This window comes from Aureibaculum algae (assembly GCF_006065315.1).
Lineage (GTDB): Bacteria > Bacteroidota > Bacteroidia > Flavobacteriales > Flavobacteriaceae > Aureibaculum > Aureibaculum algae.
Genome location: NZ_CP040749.1, coordinates 3,632,757 through 3,652,599, shown reverse-complemented (window position 1 = coordinate 3,652,599; position 19,843 = coordinate 3,632,757). Strand labels below are relative to the sequence as shown.

At 32.8% G+C, this 19,843-nt stretch carries 12 protein-coding genes and 1 tRNA gene; 11 read left to right on the top strand and 2 right to left on the bottom strand.

The genetic code is table 11. The features are described from left to right. Positions 1-24 precede the first annotated feature (24 nt). Positions 25-1,167, bottom strand: a complete 1,143-nt coding sequence (locus FF125_RS15345; protein WP_138950586.1) for an acyl-CoA dehydrogenase — start codon at positions 1,165-1,167, stop codon at positions 25-27. A gap of 334 nt (positions 1,168-1,501) precedes the next feature. Here FF125_RS15345 and FF125_RS15340 point away from each other — a divergent pair, with 334 nt between their 5' ends. From FF125_RS15340 to FF125_RS15310, 7 genes are all read left to right on the top strand, one after another. Then, positions 1,502-2,734 (top strand): Glu/Leu/Phe/Val dehydrogenase dimerization domain-containing protein, encoded by a 1,233-nt coding sequence (locus FF125_RS15340; RefSeq protein ID WP_138950585.1) that lies wholly within the window; start codon positions 1,502-1,504, stop codon positions 2,732-2,734. Between the two features lie 34 nt (positions 2,735-2,768). Beyond that, positions 2,769-4,154: a sodium:proton antiporter NhaD gene (gene nhaD, locus FF125_RS15335; RefSeq protein ID WP_138950584.1), complete on the top strand. Its 1,386-nt coding sequence runs from the start codon at positions 2,769-2,771 to the stop codon at positions 4,152-4,154. A gap of 103 nt (positions 4,155-4,257) precedes the next feature. Next, the gene (locus tag FF125_RS15330; RefSeq protein ID WP_138950583.1) at positions 4,258-4,959 is read left to right on the top strand and encodes a MotA/TolQ/ExbB proton channel family protein; all 702 of its coding nucleotides are present in this window, start codon (positions 4,258-4,260) and stop codon (positions 4,957-4,959) included. Positions 4,960-4,961: 2 nt separating this feature from the next. Continuing rightward, positions 4,962-5,354, top strand: a complete 393-nt coding sequence (locus FF125_RS15325; protein ID WP_138950582.1) for an ExbD/TolR family protein — start codon at positions 4,962-4,964, stop codon at positions 5,352-5,354. Position 5,355: 1 nt separating this feature from the next. After that, positions 5,356-6,324, top strand: a complete 969-nt coding sequence (locus FF125_RS15320) for an energy transducer TonB (RefSeq protein WP_138950581.1) — start codon at positions 5,356-5,358, stop codon at positions 6,322-6,324. Between the two features lie 2 nt (positions 6,325-6,326). After that, a complete protein-coding gene (locus FF125_RS15315) occupies positions 6,327-7,544 on the top strand; it encodes a bifunctional folylpolyglutamate synthase/dihydrofolate synthase (protein WP_138950580.1) in 1,218 nt (405 codons plus the stop codon). Between the two features lie 99 nt (positions 7,545-7,643). Then, a tRNA-Val gene (locus tag FF125_RS15310) sits at positions 7,644-7,718 on the top strand. Positions 7,719-8,320: 602 nt separating this feature from the next. On the opposite strand, the gene FF125_RS15305 is transcribed toward FF125_RS15310, so the two are convergent. Beyond that, a complete protein-coding gene (locus FF125_RS15305) occupies positions 8,321-11,623 on the bottom strand; it encodes a glycoside hydrolase family 2 TIM barrel-domain containing protein (protein ID WP_138950579.1) in 3,303 nt (1,100 codons plus the stop codon). A gap of 281 nt (positions 11,624-11,904) precedes the next feature. On the opposite strand from FF125_RS15305, the gene FF125_RS15300 reads away from it, so the two are divergent. The 4 genes from FF125_RS15300 to FF125_RS15285 all read left to right on the top strand — a co-directional run bounded on the left by FF125_RS15300 (position 11,905) and on the right by FF125_RS15285 (position 19,837). Then, positions 11,905-12,765 carry an AraC family transcriptional regulator gene (locus tag FF125_RS15300; protein WP_138950578.1) on the top strand — a complete coding sequence of 287 codons (861 nt, stop codon included), beginning with the start codon at positions 11,905-11,907 and terminating at the stop codon, positions 12,763-12,765. A 257-nt stretch (positions 12,766-13,022) separates the two neighbouring features. Continuing rightward, on the top strand, positions 13,023-15,335 hold the full coding sequence (locus FF125_RS15295) for a family 20 glycosylhydrolase (RefSeq protein WP_138950577.1): 2,313 nt from the start codon (positions 13,023-13,025) through the stop codon (positions 15,333-15,335). 254 nt (positions 15,336-15,589) lie between these two features. Then, a complete protein-coding gene (locus FF125_RS15290; RefSeq protein WP_175418940.1) occupies positions 15,590-17,386 on the top strand; it encodes an alpha-L-fucosidase in 1,797 nt (598 codons plus the stop codon). Between the two features lie 159 nt (positions 17,387-17,545). Continuing rightward, positions 17,546-19,837 carry an alpha-L-fucosidase gene (locus tag FF125_RS15285; RefSeq protein WP_250629599.1) on the top strand — a complete coding sequence of 764 codons (2,292 nt, stop codon included), beginning with the start codon at positions 17,546-17,548 and terminating at the stop codon, positions 19,835-19,837. Positions 19,838-19,843 lie beyond the last annotated feature (6 nt).

Here is a 19,843-nt window from a genome sequence, read left to right as displayed (position 1 = left end):
CATACAATTATGTATAAAAATATTTTAATCTCTAAGTACACTCCTCGAAATTACAATCTTTTGTATCTCGCTTGTCCCTTCATAAATTTGGGTTATTTTGGCATCACGCATCATACGTTCTACATGGTATTCTTTTACAAAACCGTAGCCACCATGTATTTGTACGGCTTCAACGGTAACACGCATAGCCATTTCAGCAGCGTAAAGTTTAGCCATGGCACCAGATAAATCATAATTGGCATGTTGGTCTTTGTCCCATGCAGCTTTCATACATAAATGTCTGGCCGCTTCAATTTCGGTTGCCATGTCGGCTAATTTAAAAGCTATTGCTTGATGTCTGCTAATTTCTTTACCAAAAGCTTTACGTTCTTTAGAGTATTGTAAAGCCAATTCGTAAGCACCAGAAGCTATACCTAACGCTTGTGAGGCAATTCCTATTCTACCTCCTGCTAAGGTTTTCATGGCAAATTTGAATCCAAATCCGTCTTCACCAATTCTATTTTCTTTGGGTACCTTTACATCAGTAAATAATAAGGAGTGGGTGTCAGACCCTCTAATTCCTAATTTATTTTCTTTTGGGCCTAATTCAAAACCAGGCATTCCTTTTTCGACAATTAATACGTTTATGCCTTTATGTCCTTTTTCTACATCCGTTTGAGCTATTACTAAATAAACACTGGCTGTACTTCCGTTGGTAATCCAATTTTTTGTACCATTTAAAATATAATGATCTCCTTTGTCAATTGCGGTTGTTTTTTGTGAGGTTGCATCACTACCAGCTTCAGGTTCACTAAGGCAAAAAGCACCAATTATTTCTCCAGTAGCTAATCTGGTTAAGTATTTTTGTTTTTGTTCTTCAGTACCGTAGGTTTCAATTCCCCAACAAACTAACGAATTATTCACAGACATTACTACAGAACAGGATGCGTCAACTTTTGAAATTTCTTCCATAGCCAATACATATGATATTGTGTCCATTCCTCCACCGCCATATTTTGGATCAACCATCATTCCTAAAAATCCCAATTCTCCCATTTTTTTTATTTGTTCTTTAGGGAATTCTTGTTTGTCGTCTCGTTCAATTACTCCAGGTAATAATTCTGTTTTAGCAAATTCACGAGCAGCATCGCGAATCATTATATGTTCTTCAGTAAGATTAAAATCCATTATATATTTATTAGTGAGATTAGAATTTATGACATCAAATATACATTTTTTATAAAAATCTTGTTGTATTTTTACGGAATGAATAATATTTGGTAAAAAATTAGTGACTATATTAGTAACTAATAGAGTAAGAATACTAACTTTTTAACTTTAAAATTTAGTTTTTAAATATATGTTTTTACTTTAAGTGTTCAAAAGAAATTTAAAAAATAATTCAACCTTTATTTAAATAATATTATGAATCAATTATAGCTACATAGAATGTGTTTTGTTTTAAGAGAAGCAAGTTTGTCTTGCATAAAAGATATTAATATGTAATTGAATTATAATAGAAATGAAAGAATTATTAAAAAAGTACGAAGATAAACAACCAGAAATAGTTTTCCATTGGCAAGATGCAGAAACAGAAGCTGAGGGGTGGACGGTTATTAATTCATTGCGTGGAGGAGCTGCCGGTGGTGGTACGAGAATGCGTAAAGGATTGGATATGAATGAGGTATTGTCGTTGGCAAAAACCATGGAAGTTAAATTTACAGTTTCTGGCCCAGCGATAGGTGGTGCAAAATCGGGAATTAACTTTGACCCGAATGATGTTAGAAAAAGAGGCGTTTTAGAACGGTGGTATAAAGTTGTGTCTCCTTTGTTAAAGCATTACTACGGTACAGGTGGCGATTTGAATGTTGATGAAATTCACGATGTAATTCCACTAACAGAAGAGTGTGGTGTTTGGCATCCTCAAGAAGGTGTTTTTAATGGTCACTTTCAACCAACAGAAGCTGAGAAAATTAATAGAATTGGGCAATTACGCCATGGTGTAATTAAGGTAATAGAAGATCCTAAGTATACTCCTAAGATTTCAAGAAAATATACAGTTGCTGATATGTTAACGGGCTATGGTGTTGCCGAAGCTGTTAAGCATTACTATAATATTTATGGAGGCGATATTAAAGGGAAACGTGCTATTGTTCAGGGTTTTGGAAATGTAGGGTCTGCGGCTGCTTACTATTTAAATCAGTTAGGAGCAAAAATTGTTGGTATTATAGATAGGAGTGGAGGGGTTATTAATGAAAATGGATTTAGTTCAGAGGATGTACGACAAATGTTTCTTAATAAAAGAGGAAATATGTTGGTGGCAGAAGAGATGATTCCATTTGAAGAAATGAATGAACGCATTTGGACAATTCCAGCGGAAATTTTTATTCCTGCAGCGGCCTCAAGGTTAGTAACTAAAGAACAGATTACGTCTATGATAAAAACGGGATTGGAAGTGATTTCACCTGGAGCAAATGTCCCTTTTGCAGATAAGGAAATTTTCTTTGGACCGATTATGGAATACACGGATAAGCAAGTGAGTCTTTTACCAGATTTTGTTTCAAATTGTGGTATTGCACGTGTTTTTGCTTATTTAATGGAGAGTAAAGTTGAAATTCCGATGCGAGATGAAGCTATATTTAATGATACTTCAGAAACTATTTTTAGAGCCTTAAAAAAAATATATGACTTACATCCTTACAAAACAGATATTTGCAAAACAGGTTTCAGAATTGCGTTGGAACAATTGATTTAATTTTATATATTTATGCCAAATTAAAAACCAAACAATGACGGCAGTAATTATACTTATTTTTGTATTGGGTTATTTAGCAATAACTCTAGAGCACCCTTTAAAATTAGATAAAACTGTCCCCGCCTTGCTCATGGCAGCTTTAATGTGGGCCTTGTTAGCAATTGGTTTTCATCAAGGTTGGTTTAATGTTATTGATGGTCATGAAAATGTTTTTGATTTTTTAGGAGCCCATGATAAAGAACATGTAGAAGAAGGTTTTACCAACATGCTACTACATCATTTAGGTAAAACAGCTGAAATTTTAGTCTTTTTGATTGGAGCAATGACAATTGTTGAAATTGTTGACCTACATCAGGGGTTTGATGTTCTTAAAAGCTGGGTTAAGACTACAAGCAAGAAAAAATTATTATGGATTTTAGCAATATTAGCTTTTATTTTATCTGCCATTATAGATAATTTAACGGCAACAATTGTATTGATAACCTTATTAAGAAAATTAATACCAGAAAGAAACGATAGACTTTGGTTTGCAGGTATGATTGTTATAGCTGCTAATGCTGGAGGAGCGTGGTCTCCGATTGGAGATGTAACAACCACTATGTTGTGGATAGGTAAAAGGGTTTCCGCTTTACATTTAGTAGAAAGATTAGTATTACCTTCTATAATATGTATGGTGATTCCGGTATTTGTTGCTACGTTGTTACCTGCATTTAAGGGTAACGTGGATACAGATCCTAATGATTACAATGAGGCAAATAAATCTTTATTAAGTAGTAAAACAATGCTATTTTTAGGATTAGGAATGATTGTTTCTGTTCCAATTTTTAAAACAGTTACACATTTACCTCCTTATTTAGGTATGATGTTAGCTTTAGGTGTTGTTTGGCTAGTTTCTGAATATATTCACCCTGAAGAAGATTTTACAAATGAACGTAAGCATTTGTACTCTGCACATAAAGCATTATCTAGAATAGAAATGTCTAGTATCTTATTTTTCTTGGGTATTTTAATGGCTGTAGCGGCTTTAGAAGCCCTGGTTTATGGAAGCGTAAACATTGATGGAGTGGAGGTTCAAGTGGGTACATTGAGATATGTAGCAGAAATACTCAATAGTGCTATTCCTAATCAATCTGTTGTGATCTTTATTTTAGGTATTTTGAGTGCTATTATTGATAATGTTCCGTTAGTGGCTGCATCAATGGGTATGTATGATTTGCCAATGGATGCTAGTCTCTGGCATTTAATTGCGTATTCCGCAGGAACAGGGGGTAGTATGCTTATTATTGGTTCTGCTGCTGGTGTTGCCGCAATGGGTATGGAAAAGATTGATTTTATATGGTATTTAAAGAATATTACGTGGTTAGCTGCTATAGGTTTTATAGTCGGTTATTTTGCTTTACTCTTTATGGAAACATTATAAAAATATAAGTCCCGCCATAAGGCGGGATTTTTTTTATAAATCAAACAATTTTTTTTAAAATATTTCGTTACCTATCTATTATCCCTAAAACTACTACTATTATATGTTACTCACAATCCAACAAGGTGTTGAAACAGCTCAAGAAAATTTAGAAGAACTTATTCCAGAAGAAAAAACATTATCTATTTATGATCTCATAATGGATGGTGGACTTGGCGGTCAGATAATTATCGCCATTTTGGTAGTACTTCTTGCTATTGCACTATACATTTATTTTGAACGCTTTTTAGCTATTAAAGCAGCCTCAAAAACTGATAAGAATTTTATGAATCAGATTCGAGATCATATATCGAATGGCAAGTTAGAAGCTGCAAAAATTTTATGTGCACAAGCCTCTTCACCAGCCTCTAGACTTATTGAAAAAGGAGTTTCTAGAATTGGTAAGCCTTTAGAGGATATTAATACTGCAATTGAAAATGCCGGTAAATTAGAAATTTATAAATTAGAAAAAAATGTAAGTGTTATCGCCACGATTGCAGGTGCAGCTCCAATGATTGGATTCTTAGGAACCGTAATTGGAATGATTGTTGCAATTCATGAAATAGCGAATGCTGGTGGACAAATTGACATTAAAATGTTATCTGACGGATTATATACAGCAATGACTACTACTGTTGCCGGATTAATAGTAGGTATTATAGCATATATAGCCTATAATCATTTGGTTGTTCGTACTAATAAAGTAATTTATCAAATGGAAGCACAATCGGTTGACTTTTTAGACCTTTTAAATGAACCTGCATAGAGATGGATTTTAGAGGTAGAAATAAAGTAAGTCCTGAATTTAATATGTCGTCAATGACGGATATTGTATTCTTGTTATTGATATTTTTTATGTTAACTTCAACATTAGTTACCGTAAATGCCTTAGACATTTTATTGCCAAAGGCGTCAGGTAAAACTGAAAATAATAAATCAGTGGCAGTCAGTATCACTAAGGGATTAGATTTTTATATAGATAGAGAAAAGGTTAGTGAAAAGGATATTGAACAAAGTTTATTATCAATTTTATCTACTCAAGATAATCCAACTATAGTTTTACGTGCAGAAGAAGGTGTGCCGATTGAGAAGGCTGTTAATGTATTAGATATTGCCAATAGAAATAAATTCAAAGTAATTTTAGCGGTTAGACCGAATTAAAATGGAACTTTTAGATACAGAATACAAACGTAAGTCAGCAATATTAACTGCCATTATAATGGGGATAATGTTGTTTTTGATTTTTACCTTCGGGCTAAAATATTTAGATCCACCAGAAGAGTATGGTATTGCTGTAAATTTTGGTACATCAGATGTTGGTAGTGGTAATACTCAGTCAGAACCTGCACCATCATCATCTGCTTCTCAAGAGGAAGTAGAAGAGGAAGTAGAAGAGGTTGAAGAAGTTGTTGAAGAAGTCGAAGAAGTTCAAGAAACACCAACAGAGGCTGTTGTTACGCCTTCGAAGGCAGAAGATGTTATCACAAATGATAATGCTGAGTCTATAAAAATAAATAAGCAAAAAGAAGCTGAAAGAAAAGCAGAAGCGACAAAAAAAAGAATAGAAGACGCAAAACGTAAAGCGGATAGAGAAGCCAAACAAAAAGCAGATCAAATTAGAAAACAGAAAGCTGCCGAAAAAGCTGCTAAAGAAGCAAAAGAAGCGAAGGATAGAGCGGAAAAAGCTGCTAAAAGAGAAGGTTTGGATGGTATGTTCGATAAGTTAGGAAAAGGAGATGGAACGGGCGGAACTGGTAATGGAGGCGATGGTGATGATGGTAAAGCTGGAGATAAAGGAAACCCTAATGGTGATAAAAATGCGAGCGGATATTACGGCAATGGCGGTGGTGGAAGTGGAGGAAACTATCGTTTAGGAAATAGAAAGGCGACTTCAACTCCAAAGCCAACTTATGATTGTAATGAGCAAGGAAAAGTTGTTGTTAGTATTTCGGTTGATAAGAGTGGACGTGTTTTAGCCGCAACTGCAGGTATAAAAGGCACAACAAATTCTGCTCCATGTTTACTTAAAAGAGCTAAAGAAGCTGCTTTAAAAACAAAATTTAACTCAGATACCAATGCTCCTTCAAAACAGGTAGGTTCTATTATTTATAACTTTTCCTTATCGAATTAAAATTGACTTACAAAGCAACATTAGATTGGATGTTCTCACAACTTCCAATGTATCAACGTCAAGGCAAAATTGCATTTAAAAAAGATTTGACCAACACCTTATCTTTAACAGCACACCTTGGTAATCCACATCAAAAGTTTAAAAGTGTACATGTTGCCGGAACGAACGGAAAAGGTTCAACAAGCCATATGATAGCGTCTGTTTTACATGAAGCTGGTTATAAAGTAGGTTTGTATACTTCGCCGCATTTAAAAGACTTTAGAGAGCGTATTAAAATAAATGGTAACTGTATTTCTGAAAAAGAAGTTGTTCAGTTTATAAAGAATAATAAGACTTTTTTAGAGCAACAAAAATTATCATTTTTTGAAATGACGGTTGGATTGGCTTTTGATTATTTTACCAAACAAGAAGTTGACATTGCGATCATAGAAGTTGGTCTTGGAGGTAGATTAGATTCTACGAATATTATAATTCCAGAAGTTTCTGTAATTACTAATATCGGATTTGACCATACTCAGATGTTAGGTAACACGTTGCCTGAAATAGCCTTTGAAAAAGCAGGTATTATCAAAAAGGGTATTCCAGTTGTAGTAAGTGAACGGCAACCAGAAGTACAAAATGTTTTTTTAAAGCGATCTGAAGAATTAGCGGCACCACTTTATTTTGCTGATGATGAGGTTACTGAAGATTATAAAAGTGACTTACTTGGCCTTTACCAGCAAAAGAATAGTAAAGCAGCTGTTCAAACTTTGTTAGTTTTAAGAAAGCAAGGATTTAAAATCTCGGATAAAGAGATTAAAAAGGGACTCTTGGAAGTTGTAAAAAATACAGGTTTGTTAGGTCGTTGGCAAACGTTAGGTCATAATCCATTCATAATTTGTGATACCGCACATAACAAAGAAGGCTTAACTTATGTCTTAAAACAATTGGCAGAACAAGTTTTTGAGAAGTTGCATATCGTTATTGGAGTGGTAAATGATAAGGATTTGAGTAGTGTATTGCCATTATTTCCAAAAAATGCAATATATTATTTTTGTAGACCAGATATTCCTCGTGGTTTAGATGCTGATGAGTTACGTATTGAAGCGAGTAGTTTTCAAATTAATGGATTATCGTATTCGTCTGTATTACAGGCTTTAAATGCGGCAAAAAGTAACGCAAAAAGTACAGATTTAATTTTTGTAGGAGGTAGTACATTTGTAGTTGCTGAGGTGGTTTAAAATTAATTTAATTTTTTATTAAAAAACCTTTGTGATAATGAAAAACTAATTTATATTTGCATCCGCTTTAGGACAATAAGTCCTCTAGTAATTGAAATAGGGCAATTAGCTCAGTTGGTTCAGAGCACCTCGTTTACACCGAGGGGGTCGGGGGTTCGAATCCCTCATTGCCCACATCAATCACAATCCCGCAACAGCATAGCTGTTGCGGGATTTTTTATTTTTAGGCGTGAAAAGCTCGCTTTTCTAAGAATAAAAATAAAAAATCCCATAAAAGCGATAGCTTTATAGGGGATTGTATTTGCAGTAGCGGTCTTATTAGGGATCAACGTTAGTTAATCCCATTTTAATGAGAATATTTCTTTGCTAAGCAGAATAGAAATAAAAGCGATAGCTTTAAAAGGGATTGTATTTGCAGGAGAGGTTAAGGTTGGGATGAACAATAGTTAATCTTTTGTAAATCCTATTTAAACAATAGGATTTTACTTTTCCAAATAAGTCCATTTCTTGAACATCATTAGATTGAATGGTTTTAAGAATAATACAGCCATATACCAAATATAAAGTTGAAAATAGGATTCGGGATGCTTTATTATATATTTTTATCACAGGGTTATAACTTCATAACAGTTATACAGTTATAAGATACATTTCAAATTTAATCCGAAGTAATAAAAGTATAACTATTTATTTACAGTAGGAAGTTCATTCTATTCTATATGATAGTTTTTTTATAAATCATCGATAATTGAATTAAAATAGAATACAATTAAAAATTATTCCCCAATAAAATACTCCTTAAACTTTTTCACAAACAACTCATTGTTCCCCTGAATAAACGGAATCAAATAAAACTCATATTGATGGGTTTTACTGGGGTCAATTTGATATTCTTTTTGTGGTTTAGAATACCAACTATCATCACCAGCTAAGCCACGTTGTTGCAGGTCAATATTTAACTGGACCAAGTCTTGTTCTTTAATATCAATAGTGTGTTTACTAAAATTTGCTTTAGGGTTTTCTTTAGAATAATCTATATCCGCAGTAATATCAAAATCTTCATTCGGTGAATGTGAAGCTCCTAGACCTAAGTTTTGTTGGTTACTTTTGGAGGATACAACAAGAAGTCCGTTCGCATTTTTATCAGCAAAGGCTGCCCAGCGAATTCCTGTTTTATAGCCGTTTTCTTGTGGTCTAATATAAGGAACGTACTGATCACCAACGGTAGATTTATACAAATCTGTAAACGCTGCCGCTTTTCTGTCTTGATAATTTTCAAAAGGCCCATTACCGAAAAATGTCATCTGATCAAATTGTTTTTGAATTTGCATACGCATTCCTACTCTTGGGATATCTGATTTTTCTTTACTTGCACTTAAAACATTTCCAATTTTAATAACGCCTGAAGGAAAAATGGTGTAAGTGGACTGAAACTGTGTATCAACTCCTGGTAAATTATAGGTTACGGTAACTACAGGTTTCAGAGGATATGTTTTTTTATCTACACTAAAACCCTGAACTTTATATTCCAACGAGGCTTTTTTCCAAGCTATATTTTTGACGTGCATAGCATTACCTAAATCATTATCGGTCGGTGCTCTCCAGAAATTCGGTTTCGGGCCATTTCCCCCTTTAATATACTGAGTGTTTTTATAAGTATAAGTGGTAATTTTTCCTTGAGTTTTGTCAAATTCAACCATAAAATCATCACTGGATAATATCAATTTTTGTTTGTCTTCTTTTATGTTCACTTTACCAGTTTGGTCAAGGTTCGAAGGTTTCCATTTGGTTTTATTGAGCAATTGAATTTGTTCATGAGCTACTTCAAAATTTACAGGTAAAATGCCCCATTCATTCTTGGTTTTTGCAGAAATTTCAACAAAATATTCTGTATTTTGTTCGGGTTTTATACTTTCTAATGATATGCGTACTAATTTTGAAGTATGTGGCACAACATCAATACTTTCTAATGGTATTGTTGTAATTACTTTACCATCAGCCTTGATTTTAGCTTCAAAATTAAAATGCGATAAATTAGTGAAGTCGTATAGATTTTCAATCAATACACGGATTTCATTTTTTCTAGTGATACCTTGGTTTTTAAAATTGATAAACTCATGTGCTTTTTTTACTTCATACAATGCGGGTTGCGGAGTACGGTCAGGAAATACGATTCCGTTATTTAAAAAGCTATTGTCCGTTGGCATGTTTTTACCAAAATCACCACCATATGCATAATACTTTTCACCTTTTTCATTTGTTTTCCATATGGATTGATCAACCCAGTCCCATATAAAACCACCTTGAAGGTTAGGGTATTTCTCAATTACATCCCAATAGTCTTGGAAGTTACCTGTGCTATTTCCCATGGCATGGGCGTATTCACTTGGAATAAAAGGACGGTCTGTTAAATTCTTTCCTATGTTTTCGAATGAGGCAGGACTAGGGTATTGTGGTACGATAATGTCTGTATTCCAATCCATATCAAATAAATTCCCATCTTCATCTTTGTAAGGTCTTTCGTATTGAACAGGTCTTTTTGAGGCGTCTAATTTTTTAATAGTCTTATAACCTTCGTAGAAATTTATACCGTTACCAGCTTCATTACCCATACTCCAAATAATAACTGAAGCATGGTTTTTGTCGCGTGCTACTAGGCGTTTCATTCTATCAACATGAGCATTTTGCCATTCAGGTTTTTTTGCTAAAGAATGTTTTCCATAATACATGCCGTGTGATTCTATATTGGTTTCGTCAACCACGTAAATACCGAATTTATCACATAATTCATAGAATATTTCGGTTTGTGGATAGTGGCTCAATCTAACAGCATTAATATTATTCTCTTTCCAAAGTGTAATATCTCTTATAATTTGTTTTTCACTTACCACATGACCGGTTTCAGGGTTGTGCTCTTGTGTGTTTACGCCTTTTAAAGTTATGCGTTGACCGTTTAACAGCAATAAGCCTTGTTTGATTTCTACTTGTCTAAATCCAATTTTAGAGGCAATGGACTCAATGGCATTTCCTTTTTTATCAAAAGTTGTAATTAATAAAGTATATAAGTTAGGATGTTCTGCAGACCATGATTTTACATTATTTATCGTTGCGGAAAAGATTACTGAACTAGGCTCTGATAATTGAAATTCTTTCGTTTCGTTCGTAATTTCTTTATTAGAGTCATCAATAATTTTATAGTTGACTTTAATTTTTTGTTTTTTTATGTTATGATTTTCTAAATCAATCTTTAAATTGAATTTACCATTAAGATAAGATGCGTCTAATAAAGATTGTACTTCAAAATCTTTAATGCGAGTTTTGGGTTGTGCATAAAGATAAACATCTCGCTCAATACCGCTGATTCTCCAAAAATCTTGACATTCCAAATATGATCCATCTGTCCATCTATAAATTTGTAATGCAATACTGTTTTTACCAGGTTTTAAGTGTTTTGTGATATTGAATTCAGCGGGTAATTTACTGCCTTGGGAGTAACCAACATAAGTACCGTTAACCCATAGAAACCCACCAGATTTCATGGCACCAATATGTATAAAAACTTCTTTTTGATCCCAATTGTTAGCTAGTTCAAAGTCTTTTCTGTAAGAGCCTACCGGATTATAATCATGAGGAACTTTTCCTGGGTTTTTCGGATATATTCCATCAATAAATTCCATTTCTTTAGAGACAGGTGCTTTAAAATCAGAAAACTCATATTGATGATTTACATAAATGGGTACACCATATCCTTCGACTTCCCAGTTGGAAGGTACTTTAATATCGTCCCAGTCTGTTAGATCTGTATTTGGCTCCATAAAATCTAATGATCTTTGATCGGGTGATCTTACCCATTGAAATTTCCATAGACCATTTAGAGATTGATAATTTGTAGAATTTTTAATGTCATTATTTAAAGCTTTATCTGACGAAGTGTAAGAATGAAAAGTAGCATGACCATTTTCTTTATTATCAGAAATTACATCGGGGTTTTCAATATAATGATAAATGTTCTTTTGTAAAACTTGGGAATTTAAAATAAGTGATGTTAATAGTAATAATGGAAAAATAATATTTTTCATATTGTGTTAATTGGTTGTGTTAATTTAAACAGTGTATTTGTCAAATTTTGATTATAGGTAAAATTAAAAAGGTCGATTCAAAAAAAAACATATTTGAATTTGAACTCAAATATATTTAAAAAAGTAACGTGATGAGGTGTCCGCATTTAATTACATCGCAAATATAATGTTGAATTAGATTCAACCCTACCTATAATTAGATGGATAATGATATTTTTTTTGCCTAAATCAAATTTTTATAATCGCATTTGTATATTTTTACATAACCCAAAACCAAATAATTGAAACTACATCGATTAAACAGAACGAGTACAAATGATAGTTCCTTCACAATAGCTCATGATGAGTATCCATTTTTTTTAAAAGTATGGCATCATCATCCAGAATTAGAACTAGTTTTAATATTAAAAAGTACAGGTACACTTTTTATTGGTGATGGTATTATTAATTTTAAAGAAAATGATGTCGTTTTAATTGGGGAAGACATACCCCATATATGGCTGAACGATGAGGTTTATTTTAACGAAGATTCTGAATTATCTTCAGAAGCGATTGCAATTCATTTTAATAAATATTTTTTAGGAGAAATTTTTTTAAATATGTTTGAAATGAAAAGAATTCTCCAAATGATAAATCATTCAGGACAGGGGATTAAATTTTTTGACGTAAAGAAAGAACTAATTGAAGATATTGTAAGCCTAAAGTCAGTTGATCCTTTTACTCGCATTATAAATTTCATTAAGATACTTCATAAGTTATCTAATTCAAAATCTGAAAATTTAGTTAGTTCAGGTTATATTAAAACTTTCAATAAAACGGAAAATAGAACTTTAGATAAGGCATACGAATTTATTTTTAACAACTTTAATCAACCTATTACTTCAATAGATGTTGCTAACGCTGTTAAAATGAATAATTCTTCATTTAGTCGATTCTTTAAGCGTATGCATAGAAAAACATTTACCGCTTATTTAAATGAATTACGAATAGGGTTTGCCTGTAAATTGTTAATTGAAAATAAACAAAACATAACATCTATTTGCTATGAATGCGGTTATAATAATATTTCCAATTTTAATAGACAATTTAGAAAAATAAAAGAAATGTCACCTACGCAATATGTTAAGATTCATTCGAATTAAACTATTTAAAAGCAAAAAAAGTATTAGTATTATAATCTTTAGTATTTGTTATAAATACTCGATAATACTATTTTTACTTGTTTTTAATTTGGAGTAATAATAATGATTATTACTTGAAATTCTTTGGTGATTTTTTTCATTTTAAATGAATACTTTTTAGGTAAGGATTTTTAGAATATAATAAAAGCAGATTCTAATATTTAATGCTATAATTAATTAAAATAGGTTATAACTAAAAATATAAACGGTAGATATTTATGTATAGATTTATTATAAGATTAGTGTTTTGTTTGTTGGTGTTAAATGCATGTGACAAAAAAGAAGATGAACTACAAATCGGACGAGCTGATATAATTCCTAAACCAATAAGTCAAGTGGATGGTAAAGGGCATTTTGAAATTAAATCAACTTCAATAATTACGGTTGAGAATGAAGAGCAGCATGTTATAGTTTCAAAATTTTTTAGTCAATTTCAAAAAGTTGCAGGTTGGATACCTGAAATCAAAATAGGAGGGCAAGGTGATATTAATTTTAGCACCAATGTATCTATAAAGCCTGAAGGTTATACTTTAAAAGCAACTAAAAATAGCATTACTATACAAGCAGCAACAAATGCTGGGTTTTACTATGCTTTACAAACTTTAAAACAATTATTACCCATAGCTATTTATGAAAAATCACAGAAAAGTATTCGTTGGGGTATACCAGTTGTAACTATTGATGATTACCCAGCTTTTGGTTGGCGAGGTTATATGCTTGACGTTTCTCGACATTTCTTTTCAAAAGATCAGGTAAAAGATGTAATTGATTTTATGGGTGAACTCAAGTTGAATAGATTTCATTGGCATTTAGCAGATGATCAAGGGTGGAGAATAGAGATAAAGAGTTATCCAAAACTTACGGAAATTGGGGCTTGGAGAATGGATTACAATCATACAGACGAGAATAAATCTGATTGGTGGGGCCGACCTGCACAAAAACCTGGTGAAAAGGCAACCTATGGAGGTTTTTATACTCAAGAGGATGTTAAAGAAATTATTGCTTATGCTAAAGAGCGAAACATTGAAATTATTCCTGAAATTGATATGCCAGGCCATGCTCAAGCAACCATTGCAGCTTATCCAGAAATTGGCTGTGTTAATGCTTTACCTTATGTTGCCACTGGAGGTGTTTTTAAAAATAATACGTATAACCCTGGAAAAGAAGAAACGTTTCAGTTCGCGGAGAAAATGTTAAATGAAATAATGGATTTGTTTCCTTATAAGTATGTACACATTGGTGGTGATGAGTGTAATAAAGAGCAATGGAAAGTAGACCCTTTTGCTCAGCAAAGAATGAAGCAGGAGAAATTAAAAGATGAACATGAATTACAAAGTTACTTTATTAAAAGAATAGAAAAAATAATTAATTCTCGAAATCGTATCATGATCGGTTGGGATGAAATTTTGGAAGGTGGTTTGGCTCCTAACGCTACAGTAATGAGTTGGCGAGGAGAAAGAGGAGGTATCGCTTCTGCAAAAGCAGGTCATGAAGTAATTATGACGCCAAGTAATTATTGTTATATAGATTTAAAACAAGGTCATGACGATTTAGAACCTAATTTAGGATATTCACGTTTATTACTTTCAAAAGCTTATAGTTATAAGGTTATTCCAGATACCTTAAATACGGAAGAAGGAAAATTAATAAAAGGAATTCAAGCGAATTTGTGGACAGAATCTATTAGTGATTGGAGTAAACTTACCTATATGACTTTTCCTAGAGTTTACGCAATTGCTGAAACGGCATGGACACCTCATGAAAAGAAAAATTGGAATGATTTTACGAACAGGCTTTTAACGCAATTCGATAGGCTTGACGCTCAAGAAGTGCGGTATGCTGTAAGTGCTTTTAGTCCTTGGATAGATCATAAAGGAAATGGAAAAGAGATTGAAGTAACAATGAAAACAGAAGTGGAAGGGTTAACTATTCATTATACCTTGGACGGCACAGAACCATCTTATAAATCGCCTAAATATGAAAATGGTTTAACTATATCAGAAAATTCAGAATTAAAAGCAAGAGCATTTAAAAATGAAAAAGCCGTTGGGTATATTTCTTCTAAAAAATTCCCTGTTCATTTAGCTAAAAATTCCAACGTTTTAAATGAAAAAGGTAAGGAAATTAAAGAAATGACGGATTTAAGTTACGGGGCTCTTTCAAAAGGTGATAAAGCATGGTATCATTTTTCTAATAAGGTTGAATTGACTATTAATTTAGGCAAAGAGACTGAAGTTAAAAAAATACAATTTGATGGGTTAAGATTTACTATATCAGGTATTTATCCACCAAAAGAAATTGAAGTTTTTGGCTCCGTTGATGGAAAAACCTATACGTTATTGGCTAAAAAAGAACAATTAGAAGAGGCGTCAGAACAAGGAAGAAATAAGGTAAGTACAACTATATCTTTTGATCCTGTTAAAGTGAAAATGTTAAAATTTAAGGCAAGCGGTTTTGAGATAATACCTGAAGGACATCATAAAAGTGGAAGCTCTTCACAAATATGGATAGATGAAATTGTAGTGAAATAACTTAATATTATTTTTATCCTTACGGATGTTTTAGGTCATGAATATGACGGAGCACATTCTCCTACTTAAGGAAGCGTAAAGTGGACTGAGTAATAATTAGATGTGAATTGTTAAACTTAAGAAAAGAGACAAATTATGTAATTTCTTGAATTCTGATGGGAGAAATGCTTTTTAAAATGGACGTTCATATTTAAAAAAATAGTGTCATCCTTTTAAAAATGAAATTCAAATTAAAAATTTTAATCAATAAAATAATGAAATTCAAATTTACTTTTTTAATTGCTATTTACTTTTTTGGATTTGCATTAAGTGCACAAGAAGATAATTACGAAGAAGCCAAAAAAGCTCTATCAGAGAGGCCTTATCCGCAATGGTTTAAAGATGCTAAATTGGGTATATTTATCCATTGGGGATTGTATTCAGTTCCCTCATATGCAAGTAAAGAGGGGTATTCTGAATGGTTTTTGAGAGGAATGCAAACTAAGGGAGTAGAGAGGATGAAATTTGTAGAAGATATTTATGGTTCCAATTTTACCTATAAAGACTTTGCTCCACTTTTTAAAGCTGAACTATTCAATCCTGATGAATGGGCTTCGCTTTTTGAAAGGGCTGGAGCCAAATATGTAATGTTGGTCTCAAAACACCATGATGGATATACACTTTGGCCGAGTAAATACAACAGAAATTGGAATTCTGTTGATGTTGGACCAAAACGTGATATTGTGGGGGAATTGACAGAAGCCGTACGAAAAACCGATTTAAAAATGGGCTTGTATTATTCACTTAGTGAATGGAATCATCCGTTACATCGTTGGTACACAGATCCACATGATAGTATTGGTAAATATGTGGATGAATATATGATTCCGCAGTTTAAAGAATTAGTAAGTACTTACAAACCTACCTTAATTTTTTCAGATGGTGAGTGGTATAATACAGCAAAACAATGGCATGCCCCTCAATTAATCAATTGGTACTATAATTTAGTCGGAGATGATGCTATTGTAAATAACCGTTGGGGGCATGGTTTAGATACCGGTTTTTTAACACCAGAATACAGTTCAGGCATTAAAGAAACTAATCGTCCTTGGACGGAGGTTCGCGGTTTAGGAAGATCATTTGGTTTAAATCGGAATGAAGATTTGGAAGCCTATGGAACATCAAAAGAACTGATTGAACGTTTTGCTCAAGCCGTTGCAAATGGAGGAGGTATGATTTTAAATGTAGGGCCAAAAGCTGATGGGCAAATTCCAATGATTCAACAAGAGCGTTTAGTACAGTTGGGAGATTGGTTAAAAACTAATGGTAGTGCAATTTATGGAGCAACAGCTTATCAAATAACTGAAGAAGAAAAAAGAATAGAAATAGAAGGTCTTGATGAAAATATAGATTTTAATTGGGTGCGTAATTCGCCTATGAAAGGTATAAAAGAAGATAATTTCACTATAGAGTGGAGTGGTTATATTGTCGCCCCAAAAAAAGGAAAATACACTTTTGAAACCAAAGCTGATGATGCTGTAGCAGTCTATATAGATGGAAAACTTATTATAGATCAAAATTATACCGCATCTGGAACGCAGTCTGAAGTTATGGATGCAAATACCACTGCTTCAACGAAAGGAATAGTAAACTTGAAAGAAGGAGTAGCATATCCGATTACTATAAAATATCAAGAAAAGAAGCAAAATGCTTCGGTAAGTTTGTTTTGGGAAAGTAAATCAATAGAAAAGCAAATTGTACCGACAACGGCATTTTTTCAAAATAAAGGAAAAACAAAAAAAGGTTTAAAAGGTGTTTACAGTTCTATGAAAACACATTTGTGCTATACCCAAAACAATGATAATATTTACGCCATTAGTTTTGAATGGTACGATGATGAAATCGAATTAAATATTACGAATCCTGGTAAAATGGCAAAAGTAAAACTGTTGGGCCTCGGCAGAAATTTGGATTGGAAATACGTAAATGAAAAATTAATTATTGATACCAGTTCTGTAAAATATGATGAATTACCATCACATGATGCTTGGGTATTTGAGATAGGCATATAATTGTTTATCATTTCAAATGTTTTCTTTGAGTCGAGACCTGAAAAGAAAATTTATAGAGAAATGTTATCCATTTATGAGTTCATTTGGGCGGAATGAGCTAAGAATAACAAACCGAATCTTACAGGCATATTTATAAATAAATTAAAAATAATAACTACAATGACAACTATAAATTTATACCGACATACATTTTCCTTATTTCATAGAGGGCTAAGGGCAGTGTTTTTTATTTATATGTTTTTATTATTAATATCATGCACACAAAATAAAGTTGAAATAGATTCACTGGTAATGCCTGTTTCCAACACCATCAAAATAGATGGTGATGACACTAACGATTCTATTCTATTAAAAGCGGCACATATTATTCCAACTCCTAATCAATACGAAGCTTTAAAAAATGAATTTATTGCTTTTATTCATTTTGGACCAAACACCTTTACAAGGATGGAGTGGGGAAATGGTATGGAAGATCCAAAAATATTTAATCTCCAAAAATTGAATACTGACCAGTGGTGTAAAACCATGGCGGCTGCTCAAATGAAAATGGTTATTATCACGGTTAAACACCATGATGGTTTCGTTTTGTGGCAAAGTCGTTATACCAAACATGGTATTATGTCGACACCTTTTAAGAATGGAAAAGGCGACATTTTAAAAGAGTTATCAGCATCTTGTAAAAAATATGGGCTAAAATTAGGTGTCTATTTATCTCCAGCAGATTTATTTCAAATAGAAAATAAAGACGGACTTTATGGAAACTTGAGCGAATATTCAGAACGTACAATTCCTAGGGCTGTTGAAGGTCGTCCATTTAAAAATAAAACCACTTTTAAATTTAAGGTTGACGATTATAACGAGTATTTTTTAAATCAACTCTTTGAGTTGTTAACCGAATACGGCTCAATTGATGAGGTTTGGTTTGATGGGGCTCATCCTAAAAGAAAAGGAGGACAAACTTATAATTACATGGCATGGAAACAACTTATTACTACTTTGGCACCTAAAGCGGTCATTTATGGCAAACAAGACATCCGTTGGTGTGGTAATGAGGCAGGAGGAACGAGAGATAGTGAATTCAATGTAATGCCATACGCTGAAAACCCTCAGGAGATGAATAGCTTTGCTGATATTACTGGTGAAGATATTGCCAGTAAAGAGAAATTATATGAGGCCAAATATTTGCACTATCAGCAAGCAGAAACAAATACCTCAATTCGTGAAGGGTGGTTTTACAGAGATGACGATAAGCAAAAAGTTAGAAGTGTCGATGATGTTTTTGATATTTTTGAAAGATCGGTAGGAGGTAATTCAACTTTTTTATTGAATATTCCGCCAAACAGAGATGGTAAGTTTTCTGATGAAGATGTTAAGGTATTGAATGAAGTAGGTAAACGCATTCAGGAAACTTATGGTAAAAACTTATTCGAAAAGGCAACGGGTTCAAACAATGTATTGGATGAAGATTTAAGCAGTTTTGAAGTGTTAGATTCTGTAAATAATGAAATTATTATTACCATAAAAGACCCAATTAAAATCAATAGAATTGTACTGCAAGAAGCCATTGCAACGCATGGTGAACGAGTTGAAAAACACGCTCTTGATGCTTGGATAGACAATGCTTGGAAAGAAATTTTAACAGCAACAAATATTGGTTATAAGAGAATTTTACGATTTCCAGAAGTGAATTCAAATAAATTTAGGATTCGAATTTTAGAATCTCGTTTTTATCCTGCTATTTCAAATGTTACAGCACATTACTATAAGCCTAAACCACCTCAACTTGCAATCACAAGAGATATAAACGGTTTCGTAAGTATTCACCCTAAACGACACGATTTTGGTTGGAAACCTCATGGAGAAAATGCTTCTGAAAATATTAATTCGGGTATTAAAATGAGATATACAACTGATGGAAATGAACCAACGTCTGATTCAGAAATTTATATAGAACCGTTTTTATTAGAATCTGGAGAGGTAAAAGCCAAAGCTGAGGCAAATGATGAAAAAGGTAGTTTAACAATGCAGTTATTTGGCATTGTGAAAAAGGATTGGAAGGTTATCGGAGAGGACAACTCGTCTGGGAAACACAGCTCTAAATATGCAATTGATGAAAATTCTAAAACCTATTGGCAATCTGGTCCAAAAAATGATCTCAATTTTATAAGTATTGATTTGGGAAAAGCCCAAAACATTAAAGGATTTATCTATACACCGCAAAAAGAACACAATGAAGGCATGATAGAAAAAGGTGTTTTAAAATCAAGTAAGGATGGAAAAACTTGGCAGTTGATCGATGAATTTGAATTTGGTAATCTAATTAATGACCCAACTCCGAGGACTCATTATTTTAAAGAAGCAATCACAACAAAATATATACGCATTGAATCTAAAGTAATAGCCGGTGGTGGAAAAACAGCCGCTATTTCAGAAATAGATTTGTTACAATAATAATTT